The sequence below is a fragment of the Pantoea sp. GABEPS69 genome (assembly GCF_045780835.1).
GTDB lineage: Bacteria > Pseudomonadota > Gammaproteobacteria > Enterobacterales > Enterobacteriaceae > Pantoea > Pantoea septica.
Genome location: NZ_CP118618.1, coordinates 661,915 through 683,224, shown reverse-complemented (window position 1 = coordinate 683,224; position 21,310 = coordinate 661,915). Strand labels below are relative to the sequence as shown.

The following is a 21,310-nucleotide window of genomic DNA, read 5'->3' as shown; positions in this document are numbered from 1 at the left end:
AGAAGCGCGACGCAGCGGGCCGCGCTTCCGAACTGCCGTTATTTACCGGCGGCTGCGCGCCACTGTTTGATGTAATCCAGACGTTTTTTCGGCTGCAGGTACTCCAGCAGGCTTTCGTCTACCGGGATAGGCTTCAGCGCATTGCCTAACATTTTGGTCAGGCCGTCGATATCGTTTTTGCCTTCGATATCGTTACGCAGCGAGGGAATGTCGGCCTGATTCGCCAGAATGGTTTGCCCTTTTTCAGAGAGCACGTAATCGAGCCACAGCTTCGCCGCATGGCTGTTCTGCGCCTGCTGGCTGATAAAGGAGACGCGCGACAGCACCAGCGTGTAATCCTTCGGATAAGAGATGCCCAGCGAAGGATCGGTTTTGGCGCGGGCTTCGGCATAGGAGCCGAGAATATTGAAGCCGATCAGGTTTTCGCCGGAGGAGACCCGCTCCATCATGGTGCCGGTAGAGGACTGTACCGCTAATCCGCCCTTCGCCACTTCAGACAAGGTTTTGAAATATTGCGGATCGGCTTTGGAATCCTGCACCGACAGCATAAAGCCCAGCCCCGATTTTTCGATATCGTAGGTGGTGACTTTGCTCTTGAATTTGTCGGTCTGACTGGCGATCAGCTTCGCCAGCGCGGCGTGTGAATCGGGCACCTCGCCAGCCGGGATCAGCCGCTTGTTATAGATAATCACCACCGGCTCGTAGGTGGTACCGTACGCGCGGTTTTTCCACACCGCCCACTTCGGCAGCTGAGCGAGCTCGGGCGACTGATACTCCTGAGCATAGTCGGTCGCCAGCTTCAGGCCGGTATCCATGGAGGAGCTCCAGACCACGTCGCCGCTGGTGCCGCCGGAGGCCTGCTCGCTGATAAAACGATTGTACAGCTCGGTGCTGTTCATGTCGTTATATTCGACTTTGATGCCGGGATAGGTGGCCTCGAACCCCTTGATCAGCGGCCCTGCGGCTTTGGTGTCGGTGGTGGAATAGATCACCACTTTGCCTTCTTTGGTCGCGGCGTCGATAACGCCCTGATAGTCCGCCGGATAGCCCTGCGGCGGCGCGGAGAAGGCGGAACAGGAGATAAATACGGTAGCGGCAACCAGAGTAAGAGGATATTTGTTCGACATTATATTTAACCTTTTAGTTACACTTTAGGAACTAAGGGTCAACATAGCCGATCGGGTCCGCCAGACAAGAGGTGCCCAGGCGTTATCTTCGCGAAGTGTGATTATTGGCGTTTTTTCGGCAATTAACACCATTAAAACCACGTAGGCGACGCGTGCTCTTATTGCGCGCGATCACACTATTACAGGCCGCTAATTTTGCGATAGAGCCGCCGCGGATGGCCGATATTGCCATACTGCATTTCGACGCCGATAAAGCCGATCTCCACGCAATACTCCAGATAACGGCGGCCGGTGGTTTTACTGATCCCGACGTTCTCTACCACCTGCTCCACCGACCAGCTGCGGTCAGGCGCATCGCTGAAAAAGCGTTTAACTCGCGTCAGGGTCAGAGACTCGATGCCTTTAGTCGACGGCGCGGGCGGCGCGTCGCTGGCTGGCAGGTTGAACAGCTTGTCCAGCGCATGCTGGTCCACATTGGTCATCTGGCGCATCGTCTGCACCAGCAGCATAAAGCGCTCCAGCGAGGCGCGCAGGCGGTGAAAAAAGACCGGCTTGAGCAGATAGTCCAGCGCGCCGCTGCGCATCGCATGGCTACAGGTCTGCATGTCGCTCGCGGCGGTAATAAAGATCACGGAGCAGTCAAAACGCTTCAGCAGCGGGTCGTCGATCAGCGTGACGCCCTGCCCGTCCGGCAGATAATTGTCGAGCAGCACCAGCCGCGGCTGATGCTGCTCGATCAGCTGGCGCGCCTGTTCCAGCGTGGCCGCAATGCCCGCCACGCGCAGATGGAAATGCTGCTCGATAAACTCGCGGTGCAAAGCGGCGAGATGCGGCTCATCTTCCACAATCACTACCTTGAGCGGCTTAGCGTTGTTCATGAGAAATTCCTGTCGAAGCGGCGGACGGGAACGGGATAAAAATGGTGAAAATCGTTCCCTGCGGCGCATTGTCGTTGATTTCGATGCTGCCGCCCGCCTGATGAACGTATCCTGCCGCCAGATAGAGGCCGATGCCGTGCTCCGAGCCGAGCGGATCGTCGCCGCTGGAGGGCTTGCTGGTCACGCCCTGCTCGAACAGATGCGGTTTCAGCTGTTCGTCCACGCCGCAGCCCTGATCGGCCACTTCGATCAACAGCTCCTGATTGCGGTCGGAAATATAGAGCTCCACCGGCGGTGCAGGTTTTTTCACGTTGAGCGTAGCGTCTACGGCGTTATCCAGCACGTTGCCCACCACCGACATCAGCGCGGTTTCGCTAATGGTCGCGGGGATGCGCATGAGCTGGCAGGCGGGATCGAACTGTAGCTCGACCCCTTTTTCCCGCGCGCTGACATATTTCCCCAGCAGCAGTCCGCACAGCGCTGGCGAAGTAAAGCGCGCCGAGACGAAATCGAGCACCTGCTGCGCGCCGGCGGACTGCGCCTGAATATAGCGCATCGCATCGTCGTAGCGCTGCATCTGCAGCAGCCCCACCAGCGTGGCGGTCCAGTTGAGCTGTTCGTGGCGCATAATGCGCAGGTTATCCGCATAGCGCTTTACCTGGCTCAGCTGGCTGCTCAGGGTGTTGATGTCGTTTTTATCGCGGAAACTGCAGACCCAGCCGCCCGGCACGCCAGGTTCAAGATCGATAGCGACCCGGTTGACGATCACCTGACGCTGATTCAGGACGGTGATCTGATCGTGCTGGCGTCCGCTCTCTTGTCCGCCGCTCTGGCTGAGAAAAGCGGGATGGATCTGCATCACCTCATGCAGCGGCTTGCCCAGCAGTTCGCTCTCGCTGCGATCGAGCTCCAGCAGCTCTCTGGCGGCGCGATTGATTAAGATCAGCTGCTTTTCGGCGTTAACGGCGAACACCCCTTCATACATCGCCTCGAGCAGCGCTTTTTGCTGCAGCACCAGCAGCGCGATATCTTTCGGCTCCAGCCAGAACATCTGCTTCTTGAGGTTGCGGCTAAAAGCCCATGAAAATATAAACAGCAAAATCAGCAGCGCCAGGCCGTACAGGCTCGCCTGCCACAGCAGGCTGACGTTGATATTGGCGATATAGGAGGTGAGATAACCGACCGAGACGATGCCGATCACCTGATGGCGGGCATCAAAGATGGGGGCCTTGCTGCGCAGCGATACGCCGATGCCGCCCTTCCGCACCGAAATAATGGTTTTCCCCTGCAGCACCTCGGCGTTATCGCCGCCAATCAGCGGCAAGTTAAGGCGCTCGGGCGATTCAGAGTGGTAGAGATGCTGCTCGCGCGCGTCGCCGATCACGATATAGCTCGCGTCGCTTTGCTCGCGCAGCGGCTGGATCAGGCGGGCGATGGCCGCGATATCGCGGCTCGCCACCTTCTCCGCCAGGCCGGGCATCAGCGCAATTTCGCTCGCCTGCACGCGCGCGCGCTGCCCCAGATCGTGATGCAGCTGCCGGTCGATAAAATGAAACAGGATCGCGCCCTGCAGCGCTAGCAGCAGGCAGGAAAACAGCACCAGAGAGAGAAAGAGTTTTACCTGAAAAGGCAATCTGCGTTTCATACAACCCGTTATACAGGAGCGAGTGCGCGGCATCAGGCAAGACTATCATGCGCGCAGGCGGCCAGCGGCTGGCTAAGCCCAGAGTTGTGAACTGGCTACCATCTCAGCGAGACGGGTGACGTGTTGCATTAGCGGATAAGTCCGCAAAGCTTCTATCCATGCAGCCGTCCAGGTGTATAAGTGGTTAAAATAAATTAATATAAATGTTGCCAGACCTCATGCCCTGTGGCTTAATAGCGCCATCGGTTTGGAATACAGACCTTATGAAAGCAGTTTTAGTAAAGCAGTCCTCAGTTCAAGTGTTATCCAAAGATACCCTTCTTCGTGAGCTCCTCCTAAGCGCCCCATAAGTAATTCTCAGGCCATCATCGCCGCTTTAAGTGGCTCATAAATTAAGGAAATATCTATGTCTAACAAAATGACTGGTTTAGTAAAATGGTTCAACTCTGACAAAGGTTTCGGCTTCATCACTCCGGACGACGGCAGCAAAGATGTATTCGTACACTTCTCTGCAATCCAGAGCGACAGCTACAAAACCCTCGACGAAGGCCAGAAAGTCTCTTTCACCATCGAAAATGGTGCTAAAGGCCCTGCTGCCGGCAACGTCACCGCGCTGTAAGACGCGCCTGTTATCAGCGACGCTTACAATAGCGATGAAGGCGCAAGCCTGAGCGGCTAAGCTGCCGCTGATAATGAAAAAAACCCGCCCTGTGCGGGTTTTTTCATATCTGTTTCCCCTCGAGCGGCCCGCTCTCTTCTCGCACCCGTTAAATTTATCATCCACACTTACCCAAAGCCGTAGTCGGCACTGCTATTGTGCATTACACTGCGCGCTGCAAAAACTGAGTAGATTAACGATTAAACAGGCGGTAACGGCGATGAACGGAACGATCACAACCTGGTTTCAGGACAAGGGTTTTGGATTTATCAAAGATGAAAACGGCGACAACCGCTATTTTCATGTGATCAAGGTCGCCAACCCTGAGCTGATCAAAAAGAATGCGGCGGTGACCTTCGAACCCACCACCAACAGCAAGGGGCCGTCAGCTTATGCTGTGAAGGTGCTCCCGGAGAGCAAATATATCTTTATCGCTGGCGAGCGCATCAAGCTCACCGCAATCAAATCTTTCGTGGTCTTCAGCGAAGAGGTGCCGGCGGATAGCCGCATCGATAAAGAGAATACCGTGCTCTCTGTGGGTTCGCTGCTGAATAACATCCGGCCGAAAACCGACGCTAAGCCTGGCGAAATGCGCGCGGTGAGAAAACTGGCGATCACCACTTTCCAGGGAACGACGCTGATCTTCTCGGAAGATGAGATCGACGTAGATGCCACAGCGAAAATGCTCAAGGTCTGAGATACGGCAGACAGTCCCGCAAGTACAACAGGCGTTATCCTGGAGACTCTTTATGAACGATGAAATACCAATCAGATATTACGACGTTGCGGATGAGTATGCGACGGAGAGCGACAAGCCGGTTAGCGACTCGGAACGCGATTCGCTGGCGCGCTATTTCCAGCTGCTGATTACGCGTCTGATGAATAACGAGGAAATCAGCGAAGAAGCGCAGCAGGAGATGGCTGTGGAAGCGGGCATCGACGCGCAGCGTATTGACGAGATCGCTGAGTTTCTTAACCAGTGGGGCAACGAGTAACCTCGCAAGGCGCGCCTGACATCGACAAGCGCGCCGCTTTCTTTACGACTTCACGCTGCCGACCAGCTTCTTGCGCTGATCTTCAAGGCTAATCACGCGGTTACAGACTTCCTGGCCGAAGTTTTTGAAATCCTGCTCCTGATTGCTCCACTCCGCCTGAATCGACTGCTGTAGCCCGCCCAGGTTGCCCATGATCGCCTGTAGCGGATTACTGCCGCTCGCCTGCTTGCTGCCCATCTCGTTCAGGCTGTCCTGCAGCACGCCGCCCATGGTGCTCTGAACCAGACGTTCGCCGTCGGCGCGCACCTGGTCGATCGCCTGATGATGGAAGGTCAGGCCGTCGTCGCGATGTTCGATAATACGGTTCATCTGCTGCTTCAGCTGACCGTTGAGCGTGGTAAGGCGGTTACGCACGTTGCTGTCGGCGCCGAGCTTCTCGACAATCACCTTATCCAGCGCGATGCGGCCTTTTTCCAGGCGCGACGAGGCGCCGGTATCGATCCACGGCAGATCGCGACGCAGCGCGTTCTGGTAGTCGATAGCCTGCTGACGCTGCGTATTGTTCACCGCCACCTTCTGGCCGTTGAACTGCACATCGCCCTGCGGGGAGATCTGCAGGTTGCCGTTTGCGCCAACCACCTGCACGCTTTGCGGCTTAATCACCACGTCATCCTGCGGTTTGACGCTGCACTCCCAGGCAGCCTGCGCCTGCGTCGCTGCCAGCAGCAGCGCGGCGATAAGCGTTTTACGAACCATAATCTCTCCCTACTATGTGAACCAGGCGCTGTAATGACAGGTCGGCCGTCGGCGGCGCAGCGCTATTGGCGACGGCCAGCGCACAGCCTCCGGAGCGTACTGCAGTACGTGAGGAAGGCGAGCACTGCCCGGCGTCAATAGCGCAAGCAAGCCAGGCCGATACGGAACTTAGTCCCACCAGACGTCGAAAAGTTCGGTAACCTGCACATCACTCAGCTGACGATCTTCCAGCCACTTGCGCACCAGCTCGCGGTGCTCGTCGGTGCACTTGCCGGTCTTCTGCAGGCAAATCAGCCCTTCCCATACCAGATAGCCGCTGCCGTCATAGGCCAGTCCGTTCGGCGCGATCACGTCGTTGATAAAGTCGTCGACGGTTTTATCAATCTGCTGTTCCGTGGTGCCGTCGGCGAAGCGCCAGGCGACCGAGAAGCCCAGCTCCTGAAATTCGTCGATATGCAGTTTTTTACGTAAACGGCGGCTGCGATGTGTGGCCATTATTTAATCCTCTCAAACATTAAGTCCCAAACGCCGTGGCCCAGTCGCTGCCCGCGCTGCTCAAATTTGGTCAGTGGACGCGTCTCAGGACGCGGCACGTAATCCTGCGTTTCCGACTGATTTTTATAGCCGTCGATGCCGTTCATCACTTCCAGCATATGTTCGGCGTAGGCTTCCCAGTCGGTCGCCATATGGAACACCCCGCCCAGCTTCAGCTTGCGCATCACCAGTTCGGCGAAAGGCGTCTGCACGATGCGGCGCTTGTTGTGGCGCGCTTTATGCCAGGGATCGGGGAAGAAAAGCTGCACCATGCGCAGCGAGTTATCCGGGATCATCTTCTCCAGCACTTCCACCGCGTCGTGACACATCACGCGCAGGTTCTCGACGTTCGCCTCTTTCGCGGAGGCGAGACAGGCGCCCACGCCCGGCGCGTGCACTTCGATGCCGAGGAAGTTCTGCTGCGGATTATTCTGCGCCATGGTCACCAGCGACGCGCCCATGCCGAAGCCGATCTCCAGCACCACCGGCGCGTCGCGGCCAAACAGGCGCGTCAGATCCAGCGGCTCGGGTTGAAACTCAACGCCCATCTCCGGCCAGTATTGGTCGAGCGCCAGCTGCTGCCCTTTGGTCAGACGCCCCTGGCGGCGCACAAAACTGCGTATACGGCGCAGCGGCCGCCCGTTCTCATCAAATTCCGGAGTGATGACGTCATTAATCATGTTGTAGCCTGCTGAGTAGCCTGTTTGGGGAAAGGCGCATTATGCAAAGTTAATTAGCAGAAGCAAGCCCTTGCGATCTTCAGGTTTACACCGGGGCCGCGCCTGTGCTGGAATGCCTGCCTGAGTGTAGAGTAATCACGGAAAATTTCCTTCTTATGATGCAAGCGCCGCAGTTCGCGCAACAGGTGCTGGACTGGTATCAGCGCTTTGGCCGCAAGACCCTGCCGTGGCAGCAGGAGAAAACGCCCTATAAGGTGTGGCTCTCTGAAGTGATGCTGCAGCAAACCCAGGTCGCCACCGTTATTCCCTATTTCGAACGCTTTATGGCGCGCTTTCCCACCGTCGCCGATCTGGCCGCCGCACCGCTCGACGAGGTGCTGCACCTCTGGACCGGGCTCGGCTACTACGCCCGCGCGCGCAACCTGCATAAGGCGGCGAAGCAGATAGCCGACCAGCATCAGGGCGAGTTCCCGCGCAACTTCGACGACGTTGCGGCGTTGCCTGGCGTGGGACGCTCCACCGCAGGCGCGGTGCTGTCGCTGTCGCTCGGCCAGCACTTCCCCATCCTCGACGGCAACGTAAAGCGCGTGCTGGCCCGCTGCTACGCGGTCGGCGGCTGGCCGGGTAAAAAGGATGTCGAGAAGCGGCTGTGGGAAATCAGCGAAACGGTCACGCCGGCAGAGGGCGTCAGCCAGTTCAATCAGGCGATGATGGATCTCGGCGCGCTGGTCTGCACCCGTTCGAAGCCCAAATGCGACATCTGTCCGCTTAACAGCGGCTGTATCGCCTACGCCAACAATAGCCAGGCGAGCTATCCCGGCAAAAAGCCGAAGCAGATCCTGCCGGAGCGCAGCGGCTGGTTTTTGCTGCTGCAGGATGGCGACGATGTCTGGCTGGAGCAGCGTCCGCCGGTGGGATTATGGGGCGGTCTGTTCTGCTTCCCGCAGTTCACTACAGAGGATGCGCTGCACGACTGGCTGCAGGCGCGCGGCATCGCGGCGAAGCCGCAGCAGCTCACCGCTTTTCGCCATACCTTTAGCCATTTCCATCTGGATATCGTGCCAATGTGGCTATCGTGGTCATCTGTCGGGGCGGCGATGGATGAACCCGGCGGTCTCTGGTATAACTTAGCCCAGCCGCCGTCAGTGGGGCTTGCGGCGCCGGTTGAGCGGCTTCTGCACGAGCTACGTCACCCGCAACAGCTGGCCCTGCACCGGCATGAGATTAGAGAGGAAAAGTAATGAGCCGCACGATTTTTTGTACGTTTCTACAGCGCGACGCCGAAGGGCAGGATTTCCAGCTCTATCCGGGCGAAATCGGTAAGCGCATCTACAATGAGATCTCGAAAGAAGCCTGGCAGAAGTGGATGGCCAAACAGACCATGTTGATCAACGAGAAAAAGCTCAACATGATGAATCCGGAAGACCGTAAAGTGCTGGAGAAGGAGATGGTGAATTTCCTGTTTGAAGGCAAAGAGGTCCACATCGAAGGCTATACGCCGCCAGAAGCATAAATTTTAGGGCCTCAGCGTTGAGGCCCCTCTCTTTTCCGGGTCAGGCACGTATTTACAATGAATAAGAAATTACTCGCACTGCTGGTGATCGCTCCTCTTTTGGTCTCCTGTTCAGGAAAGAAGTCTTCGCAGTATCACGAAGAGTGGGTAAAGGACACCAACGGCTTCGATATTTTAATGGGCCAGTTTGCGCATAACATCGAGAACATTTGGGGTATCAACGAAGTCCTGATCGCCGGACCGAAAGATTACGTCAAATACAGCGACAACTATTACACCCGCAGCCATATCAACTTCGAAAGCGGCAACATTACTATCGAAACCATTTCTGGTACCGATCCGATGGCAAGCCTGCGCCAGGCGATCGTGACCACGCTGCTGATCGGCGACGATCCAGGTAATGTCGATCTCTATTCCGACGCCAACGATATCGTCATCAGTAAAGAGCCGCTGCTCTACGGCCAGGTGCTGGACAACACCGGTCAGCCGATTCGCTGGCAGGGCCGCGCGGGCAGCTTCGCCGATTACCTGCTGCAAAATAAACTGCAGCGTCGCGTTTCCGGCCTGCATGTCATCTACTCGGTCACCATACCGATGGTGCCTAACCACCTCGACAAGCGTGCGCACAAATATCTGCCGATGGTGCGTAAGGCCGCCGAGCAGTATGGCGTCGACGCGTCGCTGATTCTGGCGATTATGCAGACCGAGTCGAGCTTCAACCCCTATGCGGTCAGCCATTCCGACGCGCTGGGGCTGATGCAGGTGGTGCAGCATACCGCAGGCGTCGATGTGTTCCGTATGAAGGGCAAGTGGGGCAAGCCGAGCCGCAGCTATCTGCTCGATCCCGAGAACAATATCGATGCGGGCACCGCCTATCTTTCGCTGTTGCAGAAAAGCTATCTGGGCGGGATTCAGGATCCGCTGTCGCGTCGCTATGCGGTGATTACCGCCTACAACGGCGGCGCGGGCAGCGTGCTGCGCGTCTTCTCCAGCGATAAGGATCGCGCCTTTAACGCCATTAATAATATGTCGCCGAGCCAGGTTTATAACACGCTGACGACGCAGCATCCGTCTGCGGAGTCGCGCCGCTATTTGTATAAGGTGAGTACGGCGCAGCGCAGCTATCGACGTTATTGACAGGGTGGCTGCTGCGCAGGCGGACTCTGAGCGGGTTCCGCCCGCCAGGCGGGTTGGCCTGCTGCGCAGGCGGCTCTGAGCGGGTTCCGCCCGCCAGGCGGGTTGGCCTGCTGCGCAGGTGGCTCTGAGCGGGTTCCGCCCGCCAGGCAGGTTGGCCTGCTGCGCAGGCGGCTCTGAGCGGGTTCCGCCCGCCAGGCGGCAGGGAGTTTCAGCCGCTCCGCTGCTGGCGTGCGTGTTAAGGGGCTCGCCAGCCCCTTAACAATCCCGGCTTCCGGCAGCCTCCACGCCGCGCTCCGCGCGGTCCCTTCGTTGCTTACGTCGGCCGCACGGACCCGTCGGGACAGGCCGTCCTGGCCTGGCCCTCCCTCTCGCCGACCTCCTGCCGGCTCGTCCTGGCCGCCGTGCGCGCCTCAGCGTGTCGGATGCCTCTACCAACCCCTCGCCTGTAATTTCCTTATTTTTTATTAACGACTGTGTCGTCTGATCACATGGCTTGCGCTTTCAGCGACGAAGTTGCGCCTTCAATAATCAGAACGTGCAGCGGGGGTTGTGGGGGCCATCGCAGCCGCTGAGCGAAGGAAGGATTTCAGGATGAGGCGACAGGACGTCGCCGAAAGCGCAGGCCAGGCCAGGACGGCCTGTCCTGCGCGGTCCGTCCGAAATCCTGACGAAGCGAAGGAACCCGCGCAGCGGGCGGGTGAGCTGGCCCGGGGCGCGGGTGCAGGGCCGGCGCCTACCGGCCCTGCTCGGTCGCCCGCAACGGGCGAAATGAAACTGCCCAGTTATCGGGCGAACGAAACCTGCACCAGGGCCCGTCTGCGCAGCAGACAATTTCCCATTGGGCAGAACCGCTTATAGCCGGTTCGCGCAGCGAACACCGAGCCCGCCTGCGCAGCAGGCAAACTTCCCGTCAGGCGGGACGGAACCCGCCGCCGCTACCGCCCGGCCTGGCGCCCCTCCACCATCATATTCGCCACCAGCTGCAGACGCCCCTGCCCGTCATCTTCGGTATAAACTCCCTGCAGCTCCGGCGAGAAGCCCGGCAGCTGATTGACGCCCTCTTCCAGCGCCAGGAAATAGCGCTGCACCGCGCCTCCCCACACTTCGCCCGGCACCACGCAGAGCACGCCTGGCGGATAAGGCAGCGCGCCTTCGGCGGCGATGCGCCCTTCGGCCTGCGCGATCGGCACCAGCTCGACGTCGCCGCGAATATAAGCCTGATGCGCGTCCTGCGGGTTTACCTTCACCGCCGGGAAACGCTTCTGGCGGAACATCGCCTTCTGCAGATCCTTCACGTTGAAGCTGACGTAGAGATCGTGCATCTCCTGGCACAGCTGACGCAGGGTATAGCCCTTGTAGCGCGCCTGATTCTTGCGATAAATCGTCGGCAGCACCTCCGCCAGCGGCGCATCCTCTCTGACGTGCTGTTCGAACTGCGCCAGCATCGCCACCAGATGCGCCATCTTCTCCGCGCTCTCTGCCGGCGTCAGCAGAAACAGAATAGAGTTAAGGTCGCACTTCTCCGGCACGATGCCGTTTTCGCGCAGATAGTTCGCCAGAATCGTCGCGGGAATGCCGAAGTCGGCATACTCGCCGCTCGCCGCGTCGATGCCCGGCGTGGTCAGCAGCAGTTTGCAGGGATCGACCAGATACTGATCCTGCGCGTAACCGGCAAAACCGTGCCATTTCGCCTCTGGCTCAAAGCTGAAGAAGCGGCTGTCGCGGGCGATGGTCTCCGTGGGCGCATCCTGCCAGCGCATGCCGTCTACCTGCTCCGGTACAAACGGCAGGATCATCTCGCAGCGATCGAGGATCGCCTTGCGCGCCTCGATGCCGAGCGTCACGCACGCCTGCCACAGCTGGCGGCCCGCTTCGCCCTGATGCATTTTGGCGTTAACGTCCAGCGCGGCGAAGAGCGGATAAAAGGGACTGGTAGAAGCGTGCAGCATAAAAGCGTTGTTCAGCCGCTTGTGCGGGCAAAAGCGTTTCTGACCGCGAATATGGTTATCTTTTTTATGGATCTGCGACGTCTGCGAAAAACCGGCCAGCTGCTTATGCACCGACTGGGTAACAAAGATGCCCGGGTCTTGCGCGGTGAGTTCCAGCGTCAGCGGCGAGGTGCCCGCCATCACCGGAATAAACTGCTCATAGCCGAGCCATGCGGAGTCGAACAGAATGTAGTCGCAGAGATGCCCGATGCGATCTACCACCTGACGCGCGTTATAAACCGTGCCGTCGTAGGTGCCGAGCTGAATAATCGCCAGCCGGAAAGGACGCGCCTCTCCGGCGCGCTGCGGCGCCACCTCTTTGATGCGCTCGCGCAGCCAGCCCTCGTCGAAGCAGTGCGCGTCGATGCCGCCGATAAACCCGAAAGGATTACGCGCCGCCTCCAGATAGACTGGCGTCGCGCCCGCCTGAATCAGCGCGCCGTGATGGTTCGACTTATGGTTATTGCGGTCGAACAGCACCAGATCGCCGCGCGTCAGCAGCGCGTTGGTCACCACCTTGTTGGCGCTGGAGGTGCCGTTCAGCACGAAGTAGGTTTTATCCGCGTTGAACACCTTTGCCGCGAATTTCTGCGCATCTTTCGCCGAGCCTTCGTGGATCAGCAGATCGCCGAGCTTAACGTCGGCGTTGCACATGTCGGAGCGAAAAACGTTCTCGCCGTAAAAATCGTAAAACTGCCGTCCCGCCGGATGCTTACGGAAAAACGCCCCGCCCTGATGCCCCGGACAGGCGAAGGTGCTGTTCTGCATATCGACATAGCGCGTAAGGGTATCGAAAAACGGCGGCAGCAGGTTCGCCTCATACTCCGCCGCGGCCGCTTCCAGCGCCGCCCACTCTTGTGCGGAGCCGTTCAGCTCGCCGGTCACGCCCGGCAGATGCAGCACCTCCTCCTCATAGGCGTTGGCGACAAATACCGGCAGATTGAAGCCGGTATGGCGCAACAGCGCCAGTACGCCGCTGCGCGTATCGGCCAGCGAGACGACCACCGCCGCCACGTCGGTAAAGTCGGTGTTGTCCAGCGTCACTACGTCACGCCCGGTATTCAGGGTAAGGCTGGGAGCCACAGCGGCGCTGGCGGCAATTTTCAGTGGTGTCATAACACAAATCCCCAACGGTGAAGGATGAGTGGGTGCCAGAGGCACGGCAATAGGGAAGATTCCCCGGCGAATAACGTCAGGCGGAAGCGGAGACGAAGCAAAAGGTAAAGCCGCACCCGATAGACATCAGTAAAGCCAGATCGCGTCTGTCTTTACGCATGCCCAACAGCGAACGTTTAGCTGGCCTCACCGCATGACGCGCGGGAACGGCTGAAAGCGGCGAGCAGAGAGGAGTGCCGTGCGCACAGGGTAAAGCGAGCGGAGGCAGGTGCGGCTGCGCATTGTTTCGGCCATAGCGACATCCTCGACGAACAGGCAAAAAGAGGCGCAATCATGTCATTTTTTTAGCATGGGAACAACCCGCCCAAATTAATAATCCCGCAACAGCATAAATCATAAGCTAATGATAAATAAGAACTTAAAACAGGGGTGCATTAAATAAATGCTTAATTATCTTTGCTTTATGAAAGATTATGCATTTATTAGCGCTTTCAGGCAGCGCCTGCGCCCTCTCTACCCCTTCCCGTCGAGGAAGAGTAGACTGGCCGGCACATTTCCTGATTGCCGGAGGCTGCATGTTTACAGCATTAGTCATTGAAAATGATGAGCAAGGCTACCGCACCAACCTGAAAGATCTCAACGAATCCCAGCTGCCCGACCATGACGTCACCGTCGATGTCGCCTGGTCCACGCTGAACTACAAAGACGCACTCGCCATCTGCAATAAAGGCCCGATCGTGCGTCAGTTCCCGATGGTGCCGGGCATCGATTTCGTCGGCCGCGTTACCGCCAGCCGCCATCCAGAGTGGCGGCTGGACGACGTGGCGCTGCTGACCGGCTGGGGCGTCGGCGAGAAACAGTGGGGCGGCCTGGCGCAGAAGGCGAGCGTGCCAGGCGACTGGCTGGTTGAAGTGCCCGCCACGCTTAGCCCGCTACAGACCATGGCGATCGGTACCGCGGGCTTTACCGCGATGCTGTGCGTGATGGCGCTGGAGAAACAGGGCGTGACGCCGGATCGCGGCCCGGTGCTGGTCACCGGCGCGAGCGGCGGCGTCGGCAGCTTCAGCGTCAGCCTGCTGGCGCGCCTGGGTTTTGAGGTAATCGCCGCCAGCGGACGCGCCAGCGACGAAGGCTATCTGATCGATACGCTCGGCGCGCGTTCGGTCATCGACCGCAGCGAGCTGTCGCAGCCCGGCAAGCCGCTGGCGAAAGAGCGCTGGGCGGCGGCGATCGACAGCGTCGGCAGCCATACGCTGAGCAACGTGCTGGCCGCCACCCAGCGCGACGGCGTGGTCGCCGCCTGCGGCATGGCGCAGGGGCTGGATCTGCCCGCCAGCGTCGCGCCCTTTATCCTGCGCGGCGTGACCCTGACCGGCGTCGACAGCGTGATGTGTCCGAAACCGCTGCGCCAGCAGGCGTGGCAGCGCCTCGGCGAACTGCTGAACGGCGACACGCTGACCCAGCTGACGACGCTGATCCCGCTCAGCGAAGCGAAACAGGGCGCGCAGGATCTGCTGGACGGCAAGGTGCGCGGCCGCCTGATTGTCGACTGCCGTTAAGCGTTCTGATGCAGGGCGGCGTCGCGCAGCAGCACCGCAAGACGCTCGAGCGCGAACTGCGCGCCCTGCTCCATCACCGCTTTCGGCTCGCCCTCGAAGCGTCGCATCTCCGCCACCACGCTGCCGTCGGGCAAGGTCCAGCCAAACCAGATGGTGCCTGCGGGCGTGCCGTCTTCGCCGCCGTCCGGTCCGGCATAGCCGGTAATCGACAGGCTGACCGGCTCGCCGGAGCGCTCGCGCGCGCCGATCGCCATCTCGCGCGCCGTCTGTTCGCTCACCGCGGTATGCGCCTCCAGGGTCTCCGGCCGTACCCCGAGCAGCTGGCTTTTCGCATTATCGCTGTAGGTGACGAAGCCGCTGGTATAGAAGTTGCCGCTGTTTTCCACTTTCGCCAGCGTCATGCTGATCAAGCCGGCGGTGCAGGACTCGGCGGTCGCTAACCGCCACTCAGAGGAGAGAAGCCGCTCGCCAAGCTGTTCGGCGGCCTGATCTAATGCATCGTTCATATCTTGCTTCCCTGTTCAGTGATTCAGAGTAGAAAGTATGGCCGAAAATCGGCGCGCCGCTAAGCGCTAACGCCATGAATAATAAGCCAAACGGCTTTATGCGCGCAGCTGAATCGTCGGCCTGCCGCTTTCATGATGAGCAGAGACGCGCAGATCCGCCCGATACCAGCGCGTCAGCGTCGCCTCGGTCATCACCGCCTGCGGCGAGCCCTGCGCCACCAGACTGCCCTGATGCAGCAGCAGAATGCGATCCGCCCAGAGCGCGGCCAGGTTGAGATCGTGCAGCACGGCGCAAACGCCGAAATCGCTCTGGCGCGACAGCTGGTGCAGCAGCCGCAGCGTCTTTTGCTGCCAGTAGAGATCGAGCGCCGAGGTCGGCTCGTCGAGAAACAGCCAGCCGCGCGGCGCCCCGTCGCGCCAGAGCTGCGCCAGCACGCGCGCCAGCTGCACGCGCTGCTGTTCGCCGCCGGAAAGCTGCCGATAGTCGCGCCCGGCCAGCTCGCTGCAGCCGGTCAGCGCCATCACCTCCTCGACAATGGCCGCCGCGCCTGCGGCAGGCCAGGGCGCGCGGCCCATCGCCACCACGTCGGCGGCGGGCAGCGCGAAGGCGACCGGATTCTGCTGGCGCATCACCGCGCGCCGCTGCGCCAGCCGCGCGCGCGGCCAGGCCGCTAAGGGACGATCGCCCAGCCGACACTCGCCCTCATCGGGCGTCAGAAAGCCGGTCAGCATCCGCAGCAGCGTCGATTTGCCTGCGCCGTTCGGGCCAATCAGCGCCACCAGCTCGCCCGACGCCAGCGACAGATCCAGCGCGTCGATCAGCACCCGTCCGCCGCGCGCATAGCGCAGGCTGCGCGCCTCTAACTGATCCATTATTCCACTCCTCGCTGCTGGCGCAGGATCTGCCAGAGAAACCAGGGACCGCCCAGCAGGCTGGTCAACAGTCCTACCGGCATCTCGGCGGGCACCACAAGGGTGCGCGCCAGCGTATCCGCCAGCAGCAGCAGGATCGCGCCCGCCAGCGCCGAACCGGGCAACATCCAGCGGTGATCGCTGCCAAGGCAGAAGCGCATCACGTGCGGCACGACCAGGCCCACGAAGCCGATAATGCCGCTGACCGAAACCGCCGCACCTACCAGCAGCGCGCTCAGCGTCAGCAGCTGCCGCTGGGTGCGCCTGACGTCGAGGCCCATATAGTGCGCATCCTCTTCGCCCAGCTGCAGCAGGTTAAGATGGCGCGCGCGTCGCTGCGTCAGCAGCAGCGCTGGCAGGATAAAGGCGGCGCAAACCGCCAGCATCGGCCACTGCGCCTGGCTCAGGCTGCCCATGCCCCACAGCGAAAGCTGACGCAGCTGCTGGTCGTTGCTGAGCCAGGAGAGCACGCCCACCGCCGCGCCGCACAGCGCGTTGATGGCGATGCCCACCAGCAGCAGCCGTGCCAGGCTGCCCTGCGCCCGCTGGCTGAGGCTGAAGATCAGCGCCATCACCGCCAGGCTGCCGAGAAAGGCCGCCAGGGTCGGCAGCCAGAGCGCCAGCAGCGGGGGCAGCGTCAGCGGCAGAAGAATGGCGATCGCCACCGCCAGCCCCGCGCCGCTGCTGATGCCGAGCAGGCCGGGATCGGCGAGCGGATTGCGAAACAGCCCCTGCATCACCGCCCCGGAGACCGCCAGCGCCATGCCGATCAGCACCGCCAGCAGCACGCGCGGCAGGCGGATATGCAGCCAGATCTGCCAGACCATATCGCTGAGCGGCGCCCGCCACAGCGCGCGCAGCGACAGCGGCATCGCGCCGAGATTCGCCGCCAGCGCCATCGCCGCCAGCATGCTCGCCAGCATCAGCGCCAGCCAGCGCGGCGCGGCGGCATTACTCATGCCGCGCCGCTTCCGCCGCTTTGCGCAGCTTAACGATGGCGCCTGGCGTATCCAGGCCGAAACCGAGCAGCGCCATCTCGTCGATCACCAGCAGGTTCTTATGCTGGCCAGCCGGGGTCAGCGCCAGGCCCGGCAGCTGCCACACCTTCTCTTCGTCGCCGAGGGTTTTCAGCCCATCGTCGCCGATCACCACCAGATCCGGCGCGGCGGCGATGACGCCCTCCTGCGACAGCGGCTGATAACGCGGCACCGCCGCCATGGCGTTGATCAGGCCCGCGCTGCGGATGGCGCCGTCGGCGGCGGTATCGCTGCCCGCCGCCAGCGACTTCATGCCGCTGTGCGACATAATAAACAGCACCTTCACCGGCAGCGGCCGCTTCGGCAGTGCCGCCAGCGTCCGGTTAACCTGCTGCGCCAACGCCTGCGCCTCTTCGTCGCGGTGCAGCGCCTTGCCGATGGCGGCGATCTTTTTGGGGATCGCCGCCAGGCTGTTCTCGCCGCTTATCTCCACCACCTTAACGCCAGCCTGAGCGACCTGCTGCAGCGCCAGCGACGGTTTCGCCAGCTCGCTGCTCAGCACCAGCGTCGGCTTCAGCGCCAGAATGCCCTCGGCGTTGAGCTGACGCATATAGCCGATGTCCGGCAGCCGCTTCGCCAGCGCCGGATGCTGGCTGGTGCTGTCGCGCGCCACCAGCGCCTGCTGCGCGCCCAGCGCGTAGACGATCTGCGTGACGTCGCCGCCGATGGAGATCACCCGCTCCGCCGCCAGCGACGGCAGCGCCAGCAGCAGCGTTAGGCCGGCGATTACCCCTTTCATACGGCTTCTCCCGCCGCGCTCAGCGAGGTCACCTGCTCGCGCCAGCACGCCTGCTCCGGCGTGCCTTCGCTGCGCTGGCCGTAGAGCTGGGCGATCTGCGTGCCGTCGGCCGCGAACAGCTCCAGGCTGGTGACGAAGCCGTCGCCGGTCGGTTTGCGCGTCACCCAGCTCTCATGGATCTGATCTGCCATCAGGTGCAAGGTAAAGTGTGGATTGAACAGATTGAGCCAGTTATCCATCGGCGCCACTTTTTCCACCGCGCCGGTAAAGATCTGGGTGCAGCCGCGATTGCCGACGAAAATCATGATTTCGTTGCCGTCTCGCTGCGCCAGCGTCAGCAGCCGCGCCAGCGCGTCGTTATCCACGCGCCACGCCAGATCGCTGCCCGCCGCGCGAAACGCCTGGGGTCGCGAGACGTTATGCCGCTTCAGCAGAGCGAAAAACTGATGCACGTCGGTCATGGCGCGCCATTCGCTGTCGATAGCGGCGGCGTCGATATGCTCGGCGAAGCGGGCGGTTTCCACAGGCTCTGTATGCAGCGCGGCGGGCGCGTCGTCGACAAAGCGCGCGATCAGCGCCTGCCAGGCCGCCATATCGGTGTGGTCGGTGGCGTAAATTTTCAGCACCGCGTCGCCGTGACGATCGAAGATCTGAATGCTCTGCCGCTCGCCGTGCGCGCTCTGCTCGCGCAGAAAGAAAGCGCTGCGCCACTGGCTGAGGAAGATGCGCAGGTCGAGCGCGCGCGGGTTCAGCACCAGCCCGGCGTGATCGCCCAGCTTCAGGTTCTGATAAAGGCCAAGATGCTCATGCACCGCATATTCATTGCGGGTGATGCTTTTCGTTTCGCCCACCGCCTCCAGCGCCGACAGCAGCTCGCGAAACTGCGGCTTCAGCGGCTGCGCCTCCTGGCCGACGCGCGCTGCGCACAGCTCCGCTTCGCTGATGCCCATCAGCGCAGCCAGCTCGCGGGCATATTTTTTCGGATGACGGCTTTTCAGCGTCTGGTAGTGCTGCCACAGTGAATTCATTGCGCCTTGCTCCCCTAAGAGATGCGCCCTGCGCCTGCGCAGGGCGTTCCAGTGATTAGAAATCGACGTTGACGCCCAGCTGGTACGTCCGGCCCGGCATCACCGCCAGCGCCACGTCGTTGCGATCCTGCGCCGTGTCGCTGGTCAGCTCGCGGCTGCTGGTGTAGTCCCAATATTTGCGGTCGGTCAGGTTATAGACACCGCCGCTCAGCCGGACGTTTTTCGCCACCTGCCAGTAGGCCGTTGCATCCACCATGCCATAACCCGGCACGCGCATATACTCGCCGGCGGCGTCAGCGAGCGCCGCGCCGCTGTTGCTGTAGCTTTCGCGGCCGGTCTCGGTGGCGCGCTTGCCTTTCACGAAGGTCGCGGTCACGGCCGCGCCATAGCCGCGCTGCACGTCGTCCCACGCCAGTCCGACAATCGCCTTCAGCGGCGCGACGCTGTCGAGATCGACATATTTGTCGCCTGAGTAGCTCGACTTCGATTTCCCTTCGTTATAGCCCAGCGCGAAGGTGGCGCTCAGCCCGTCGACCGGCTGGAACCAGCTGCCGAAGTTGATGCGGGTCGCCAGCTCAGCGCCGTAGATATAGGCCTTGTCGCGGTTCTCCGCCTGATAGGTGGTATAGATGTTGCCCGGCACGTTGACGAACTTATCGGGGTTGCCGGCGCGGGTGTAGCGCGTGTAGGCGATAAAGTTTTTGTACTGGTTGTAGAACAGCGAGGCGTTTACCGTCACGCCTTCCACCGCCTGGCCTTTCAGGCCCCATTCAAAATTATTGCTGGTTTCCGTGTCGAGATCAGCATTACCGACCAGCGCGTACTGGGCGCGCCCTGCATAGCTGGATCCAAGGTTCCAGGAGCCGTAAAGCTGGCTGGCGGTCGGGAACTGTACGCCGCGCTTGTACTGCAAATAAGTGATAAGCGCAGGGGTGAGATCGTACTGCAGGGTGAGCGATGGCAGCACTTCGGTATCGCTGTTGCCGGAGCCGTAGAGCGTTTCCAGCTGTTCTTCGGTCAGCACGCGGCTGCCAGCGGTGAGATCGGCGAGGTTGCGCGGTTTGGTGTTCTGATACATCACGCGCACGCCGGGGATCAGCGCGAAGCCGTGGCTGTCGAGGTCGAAGTTGATCTTATCCTGCACAAAGCCGGCGACAGTGTAGCTGCGGCTGTCGGCCTGCGGCTGCATAATCACGCTGGTCTGGCTCGGCGCGGGCGACTGGCGGAACGGACGCTCGCTGTTTTCCATGCGGGCGTTGACGCCGGCGCTTAGCTCATGGCGGCCGACGATTTTGCTGGCGCGCGTGTCGAAGCCCAGGCTGCGGGTGTTGTAATCCGAATAGACCCTTTGATATGCGCTGGCGCTGCCCGGCATAAACGTATTGTCGTGCGATTCGGTTTTCTGCCAGTAGAGGCGCGTGGTCAGCGTGTCCAGCAGATCGTTGTAGGGCGTCCACTCATCCGCCAGGCTGACGCCGAAGCGGCGCGTGTCGCTCTGCTGCTGCGAGGTGCCCCAGATGGTATTGCCAGAGGTGTCCCAGCCGTCGTAGTGGGTGTGGTTGGTTTTATGGTAGTAGTCGAAGGTGGCGCTCAGCTTGTGCTGGTCATTCGGCTGCCAGATGCCGGAGGTCATAAAGGCGTCGGAGTGCCAGTTAGCCGGATAGGCCTCTTTCACACCGCTGTTGTTTTGCGTCTCCTGCCCGTCGCGGCGGCTGTAGACGAACAGGCCGCGCAGTTCGTCGTCACCCGCCGCGGCCGTGATGCCGTTGTGCCAGCTGCGGTCGGCGGAGTTGTAGTTGCTCTGATAGCCGAAGTACGTGTTTTTGCTGCCGCTCAGGTAGTCGTCGGCGCTTTTGTTGTGAAACGAGACGTTGCCGCCAATCGAGGCGTTGGGCTGATCGACCGCGGTCGCGCCCTTCTCAATCTCGATGCTGCCGAACATATAGGGATCGATGTAGTCGCCGCGACCGATGCCGAAGGTATTGTTGCCAGCGCGGCTGGCATAGGCGCGGCCGGTGGCGTCCGGCAGCGGAATGCCGTCAACGTCAAGTCCGACGCGGTTGCTCTCCAGCCCGCGAATGTTGTAGCCGCTGTAGCCTGCGCGATCGAAGCCGCTTTTGCCCGAGGAGGAGCCGCCCGCCGAGCCGGTGGCGGCGATCAGCGGCTCGTAGCGCATGATGGAACCGAAGTCGTTCGCGCCGCGCTTTTGCAGATCGGCTGCGGTCAGGGTGGTTTTGTTGCCCGCTTTGGGTTTCGGCGCGGTAACGGTCATCACCGCATCGCTGCTGGCGGTGTCAATGAGAGGCGAATCGCTGGCGGCGTAGCCGCAGGCGGCGTGAACAGATGAGGCGAGCAGCGCAATTTTACACAGCCGCTGTTGGGTCAATCCCTGAAACATTAAAGACATAAGCGCAAATACCTTTTGATTGTTAGTATTTGCTCACTTACTTGCTGTCAGTAGCTAAATTTCGGCTTCGCACATAAAGCCGTAAAGAGAAACGT

Annotated in this window: 20 protein-coding genes; 7 read left to right on the top strand and 13 right to left on the bottom strand. The window is 60.8% G+C overall.

Features of this window, described 5'->3' with window-relative positions; genetic code table 11:
* Nucleotides 1–38: 38 nt before the first annotated feature.
* The 3 genes from PVE98_RS03320 to PVE98_RS03310 all read right to left on the bottom strand — a co-directional run bounded on the left by PVE98_RS03320 (nt 39) and on the right by PVE98_RS03310 (nt 3,650).
* A complete protein-coding gene (locus PVE98_RS03320) occupies nt 39–1,127 on the bottom strand; it encodes an ABC transporter substrate-binding protein (RefSeq protein ID WP_048780879.1) in 1,089 nt (362 codons plus the stop codon).
* A 179-nt stretch (nt 1,128–1,306) separates the two neighbouring features.
* Nucleotides 1,307–2,005, bottom strand: a complete 699-nt coding sequence (locus PVE98_RS03315) for a response regulator (protein WP_096073769.1) — start codon at nt 2,003–2,005, stop codon at nt 1,307–1,309.
* On the bottom strand, nt 1,992–3,650 hold the full coding sequence (locus PVE98_RS03310; RefSeq protein WP_096073770.1) for a sensor histidine kinase: 1,659 nt from the start codon (nt 3,648–3,650) through the stop codon (nt 1,992–1,994). The genes PVE98_RS03315 and PVE98_RS03310 overlap by 14 nt, the downstream gene beginning before the upstream one ends.
* Nucleotides 3,651–4,056: 406 nt before the next feature.
* On the opposite strand from PVE98_RS03310, the gene cspA reads away from it, so the two are divergent.
* From cspA to PVE98_RS03295, 3 genes are all read left to right on the top strand, one after another.
* A complete protein-coding gene (gene cspA, locus PVE98_RS03305) occupies nt 4,057–4,269 on the top strand; it encodes an RNA chaperone/antiterminator CspA (RefSeq protein WP_023479762.1) in 213 nt (70 codons plus the stop codon).
* Nucleotides 4,270–4,528: 259 nt separating this feature from the next.
* Nucleotides 4,529–5,005 carry a cold-shock protein gene (locus PVE98_RS03300; RefSeq protein WP_033752289.1) on the top strand — a complete coding sequence of 159 codons (477 nt, stop codon included), beginning with the start codon at nt 4,529–4,531 and terminating at the stop codon, nt 5,003–5,005.
* Nucleotides 5,006–5,057: 52 nt separating this feature from the next.
* Nucleotides 5,058–5,303 (top strand): DUF2543 family protein, encoded by a 246-nt coding sequence (locus PVE98_RS03295; protein WP_033752291.1) that lies wholly within the window; start codon nt 5,058–5,060, stop codon nt 5,301–5,303.
* A gap of 42 nt (nt 5,304–5,345) precedes the next feature.
* Here PVE98_RS03295 and PVE98_RS03290 read toward each other — a convergent pair whose 3' ends face one another.
* The 3 genes from PVE98_RS03290 to trmB form a co-directional block, all read right to left on the bottom strand.
* The gene (locus PVE98_RS03290; RefSeq protein WP_313620803.1) at nt 5,346–6,059 is read right to left on the bottom strand and encodes a DUF2884 domain-containing protein; all 714 of its coding nucleotides are present in this window, start codon (nt 6,057–6,059) and stop codon (nt 5,346–5,348) included.
* A gap of 168 nt (nt 6,060–6,227) precedes the next feature.
* On the bottom strand, nt 6,228–6,554 hold the full coding sequence (locus tag PVE98_RS03285; protein WP_096073772.1) for a YggL family protein: 327 nt from the start codon (nt 6,552–6,554) through the stop codon (nt 6,228–6,230).
* The gene (gene trmB / locus PVE98_RS03280; protein ID WP_048780873.1) at nt 6,554–7,273 is read right to left on the bottom strand and encodes a tRNA (guanosine(46)-N7)-methyltransferase TrmB; all 720 of its coding nucleotides are present in this window, start codon (nt 7,271–7,273) and stop codon (nt 6,554–6,556) included. The genes PVE98_RS03285 and trmB overlap by 1 nt, the downstream gene beginning before the upstream one ends.
* A gap of 155 nt (nt 7,274–7,428) precedes the next feature.
* Between trmB and mutY the strand changes: the two genes are divergently transcribed.
* Genes mutY through mltC form a run of 3 tightly spaced genes read left to right on the top strand, consistent with a single transcriptional unit; the run spans nt 7,429 to nt 9,923 of the window.
* Nucleotides 7,429–8,514 carry an A/G-specific adenine glycosylase gene (mutY, locus tag PVE98_RS03275; RefSeq protein WP_096073773.1) on the top strand — a complete coding sequence of 362 codons (1,086 nt, stop codon included), beginning with the start codon at nt 7,429–7,431 and terminating at the stop codon, nt 8,512–8,514.
* On the top strand, nt 8,514–8,786 hold the full coding sequence (locus PVE98_RS03270) for an oxidative damage protection protein (protein WP_033752305.1): 273 nt from the start codon (nt 8,514–8,516) through the stop codon (nt 8,784–8,786). Before mutY ends, PVE98_RS03270 begins: the two co-directional genes overlap by 1 nt.
* 57 nt (nt 8,787–8,843) lie before the next feature.
* The gene (mltC, locus tag PVE98_RS03265) at nt 8,844–9,923 is read left to right on the top strand and encodes a membrane-bound lytic murein transglycosylase MltC (RefSeq protein WP_033752308.1); all 1,080 of its coding nucleotides are present in this window, start codon (nt 8,844–8,846) and stop codon (nt 9,921–9,923) included.
* Between the two features lie 935 nt (nt 9,924–10,858).
* On the opposite strand, the gene PVE98_RS03260 is transcribed toward mltC, so the two are convergent.
* Complete coding sequence (locus PVE98_RS03260; protein ID WP_096073774.1) at nt 10,859–13,027, bottom strand: ornithine decarboxylase; 2,169 nt, start codon at nt 13,025–13,027, stop codon at nt 10,859–10,861.
* A gap of 575 nt (nt 13,028–13,602) precedes the next feature.
* Between PVE98_RS03260 and PVE98_RS03255 the strand changes: the two genes are divergently transcribed.
* The gene (locus PVE98_RS03255) at nt 13,603–14,586 is read left to right on the top strand and encodes an MDR family oxidoreductase (protein ID WP_033752313.1); all 984 of its coding nucleotides are present in this window, start codon (nt 13,603–13,605) and stop codon (nt 14,584–14,586) included.
* Here the strand turns inward: PVE98_RS03255 and PVE98_RS03250 are convergent.
* The 6 genes from PVE98_RS03250 to PVE98_RS03225 form a co-directional block, all read right to left on the bottom strand.
* Nucleotides 14,583–15,092, bottom strand: coding sequence for a CinA family protein (locus PVE98_RS03250; protein WP_033752315.1), 510 nt, complete (start codon nt 15,090–15,092; stop codon nt 14,583–14,585). The genes PVE98_RS03255 and PVE98_RS03250 overlap by 4 nt on opposite strands.
* A 96-nt stretch (nt 15,093–15,188) precedes the next feature.
* Nucleotides 15,189–15,968 carry a heme ABC transporter ATP-binding protein gene (locus PVE98_RS03245; protein WP_096073775.1) on the bottom strand — a complete coding sequence of 260 codons (780 nt, stop codon included), beginning with the start codon at nt 15,966–15,968 and terminating at the stop codon, nt 15,189–15,191.
* The gene (locus tag PVE98_RS03240) at nt 15,965–16,963 is read right to left on the bottom strand and encodes an iron ABC transporter permease (RefSeq protein WP_096073776.1); all 999 of its coding nucleotides are present in this window, start codon (nt 16,961–16,963) and stop codon (nt 15,965–15,967) included. Before PVE98_RS03240 ends, PVE98_RS03245 begins: the two co-directional genes overlap by 4 nt.
* On the bottom strand, nt 16,956–17,780 hold the full coding sequence (locus PVE98_RS03235; protein WP_033752319.1) for a hemin ABC transporter substrate-binding protein: 825 nt from the start codon (nt 17,778–17,780) through the stop codon (nt 16,956–16,958). The genes PVE98_RS03240 and PVE98_RS03235 overlap by 8 nt, the downstream gene beginning before the upstream one ends.
* Nucleotides 17,777–18,808: a hemin-degrading factor gene (locus PVE98_RS03230; protein ID WP_096073777.1), complete on the bottom strand. Its 1,032-nt coding sequence runs from the start codon at nt 18,806–18,808 to the stop codon at nt 17,777–17,779. Before PVE98_RS03230 ends, PVE98_RS03235 begins: the two co-directional genes overlap by 4 nt.
* 55 nt (nt 18,809–18,863) lie before the next feature.
* Nucleotides 18,864–21,215, bottom strand: coding sequence for a TonB-dependent receptor domain-containing protein (locus PVE98_RS03225; RefSeq protein WP_096073778.1), 2,352 nt, complete (start codon nt 21,213–21,215; stop codon nt 18,864–18,866).
* Nucleotides 21,216–21,310: the final 95 nt, after the last annotated feature.

What these genes read in the sequence shown, in the direction of transcription:
- cspA (WP_023479762.1), top strand. Translation starts at nt 4,057, where the DNA reads ATGTCTAACAAAATGACTGGTTTAGTAAAATGGTTCAACTCTGACAAA.
- PVE98_RS03270 (WP_033752305.1), top strand. Translation starts at nt 8,514, where the DNA reads ATGAGCCGCACGATTTTTTGTACGTTTCTACAGCGCGACGCCGAAGGG.
- PVE98_RS03250 (WP_033752315.1), bottom strand. Translation starts at nt 15,092, where the DNA reads ATGAACGATGCATTAGATCAGGCCGCCGAACAGCTTGGCGAGCGGCTT.
- PVE98_RS03320 (WP_048780879.1), bottom strand. Translation starts at nt 1,127, where the DNA reads ATGTCGAACAAATATCCTCTTACTCTGGTTGCCGCTACCGTATTTATC.
- trmB (WP_048780873.1), bottom strand. Translation starts at nt 7,273, where the DNA reads ATGATTAATGACGTCATCACTCCGGAATTTGATGAGAACGGGCGGCCG.
- PVE98_RS03290 (WP_313620803.1), bottom strand. Translation starts at nt 6,059, where the DNA reads ATGGTTCGTAAAACGCTTATCGCCGCGCTGCTGCTGGCAGCGACGCAG.
- PVE98_RS03285 (WP_096073772.1), bottom strand. Translation starts at nt 6,554, where the DNA reads ATGGCCACACATCGCAGCCGCCGTTTACGTAAAAAACTGCATATCGAC.
- PVE98_RS03240 (WP_096073776.1), bottom strand. Translation starts at nt 16,963, where the DNA reads ATGAGTAATGCCGCCGCGCCGCGCTGGCTGGCGCTGATGCTGGCGAGC.
- PVE98_RS03310 (WP_096073770.1), bottom strand. Translation starts at nt 3,650, where the DNA reads ATGAAACGCAGATTGCCTTTTCAGGTAAAACTCTTTCTCTCTCTGGTG.
- PVE98_RS03315 (WP_096073769.1), bottom strand. Translation starts at nt 2,005, where the DNA reads ATGAACAACGCTAAGCCGCTCAAGGTAGTGATTGTGGAAGATGAGCCG.
- PVE98_RS03260 (WP_096073774.1), bottom strand. Translation starts at nt 13,027, where the DNA reads ATGACACCACTGAAAATTGCCGCCAGCGCCGCTGTGGCTCCCAGCCTT.
- mutY (WP_096073773.1), top strand. Translation starts at nt 7,429, where the DNA reads ATGATGCAAGCGCCGCAGTTCGCGCAACAGGTGCTGGACTGGTATCAG.
- PVE98_RS03295 (WP_033752291.1), top strand. Translation starts at nt 5,058, where the DNA reads ATGAACGATGAAATACCAATCAGATATTACGACGTTGCGGATGAGTAT.
- PVE98_RS03300 (WP_033752289.1), top strand. Translation starts at nt 4,529, where the DNA reads ATGAACGGAACGATCACAACCTGGTTTCAGGACAAGGGTTTTGGATTT.
- PVE98_RS03230 (WP_096073777.1), bottom strand. Translation starts at nt 18,808, where the DNA reads ATGAATTCACTGTGGCAGCACTACCAGACGCTGAAAAGCCGTCATCCG.
- PVE98_RS03235 (WP_033752319.1), bottom strand. Translation starts at nt 17,780, where the DNA reads ATGAAAGGGGTAATCGCCGGCCTAACGCTGCTGCTGGCGCTGCCGTCG.
- PVE98_RS03255 (WP_033752313.1), top strand. Translation starts at nt 13,603, where the DNA reads ATGTTTACAGCATTAGTCATTGAAAATGATGAGCAAGGCTACCGCACC.
- mltC (WP_033752308.1), top strand. Translation starts at nt 8,844, where the DNA reads ATGAATAAGAAATTACTCGCACTGCTGGTGATCGCTCCTCTTTTGGTC.
- PVE98_RS03225 (WP_096073778.1), bottom strand. Translation starts at nt 21,215, where the DNA reads ATGTCTTTAATGTTTCAGGGATTGACCCAACAGCGGCTGTGTAAAATT.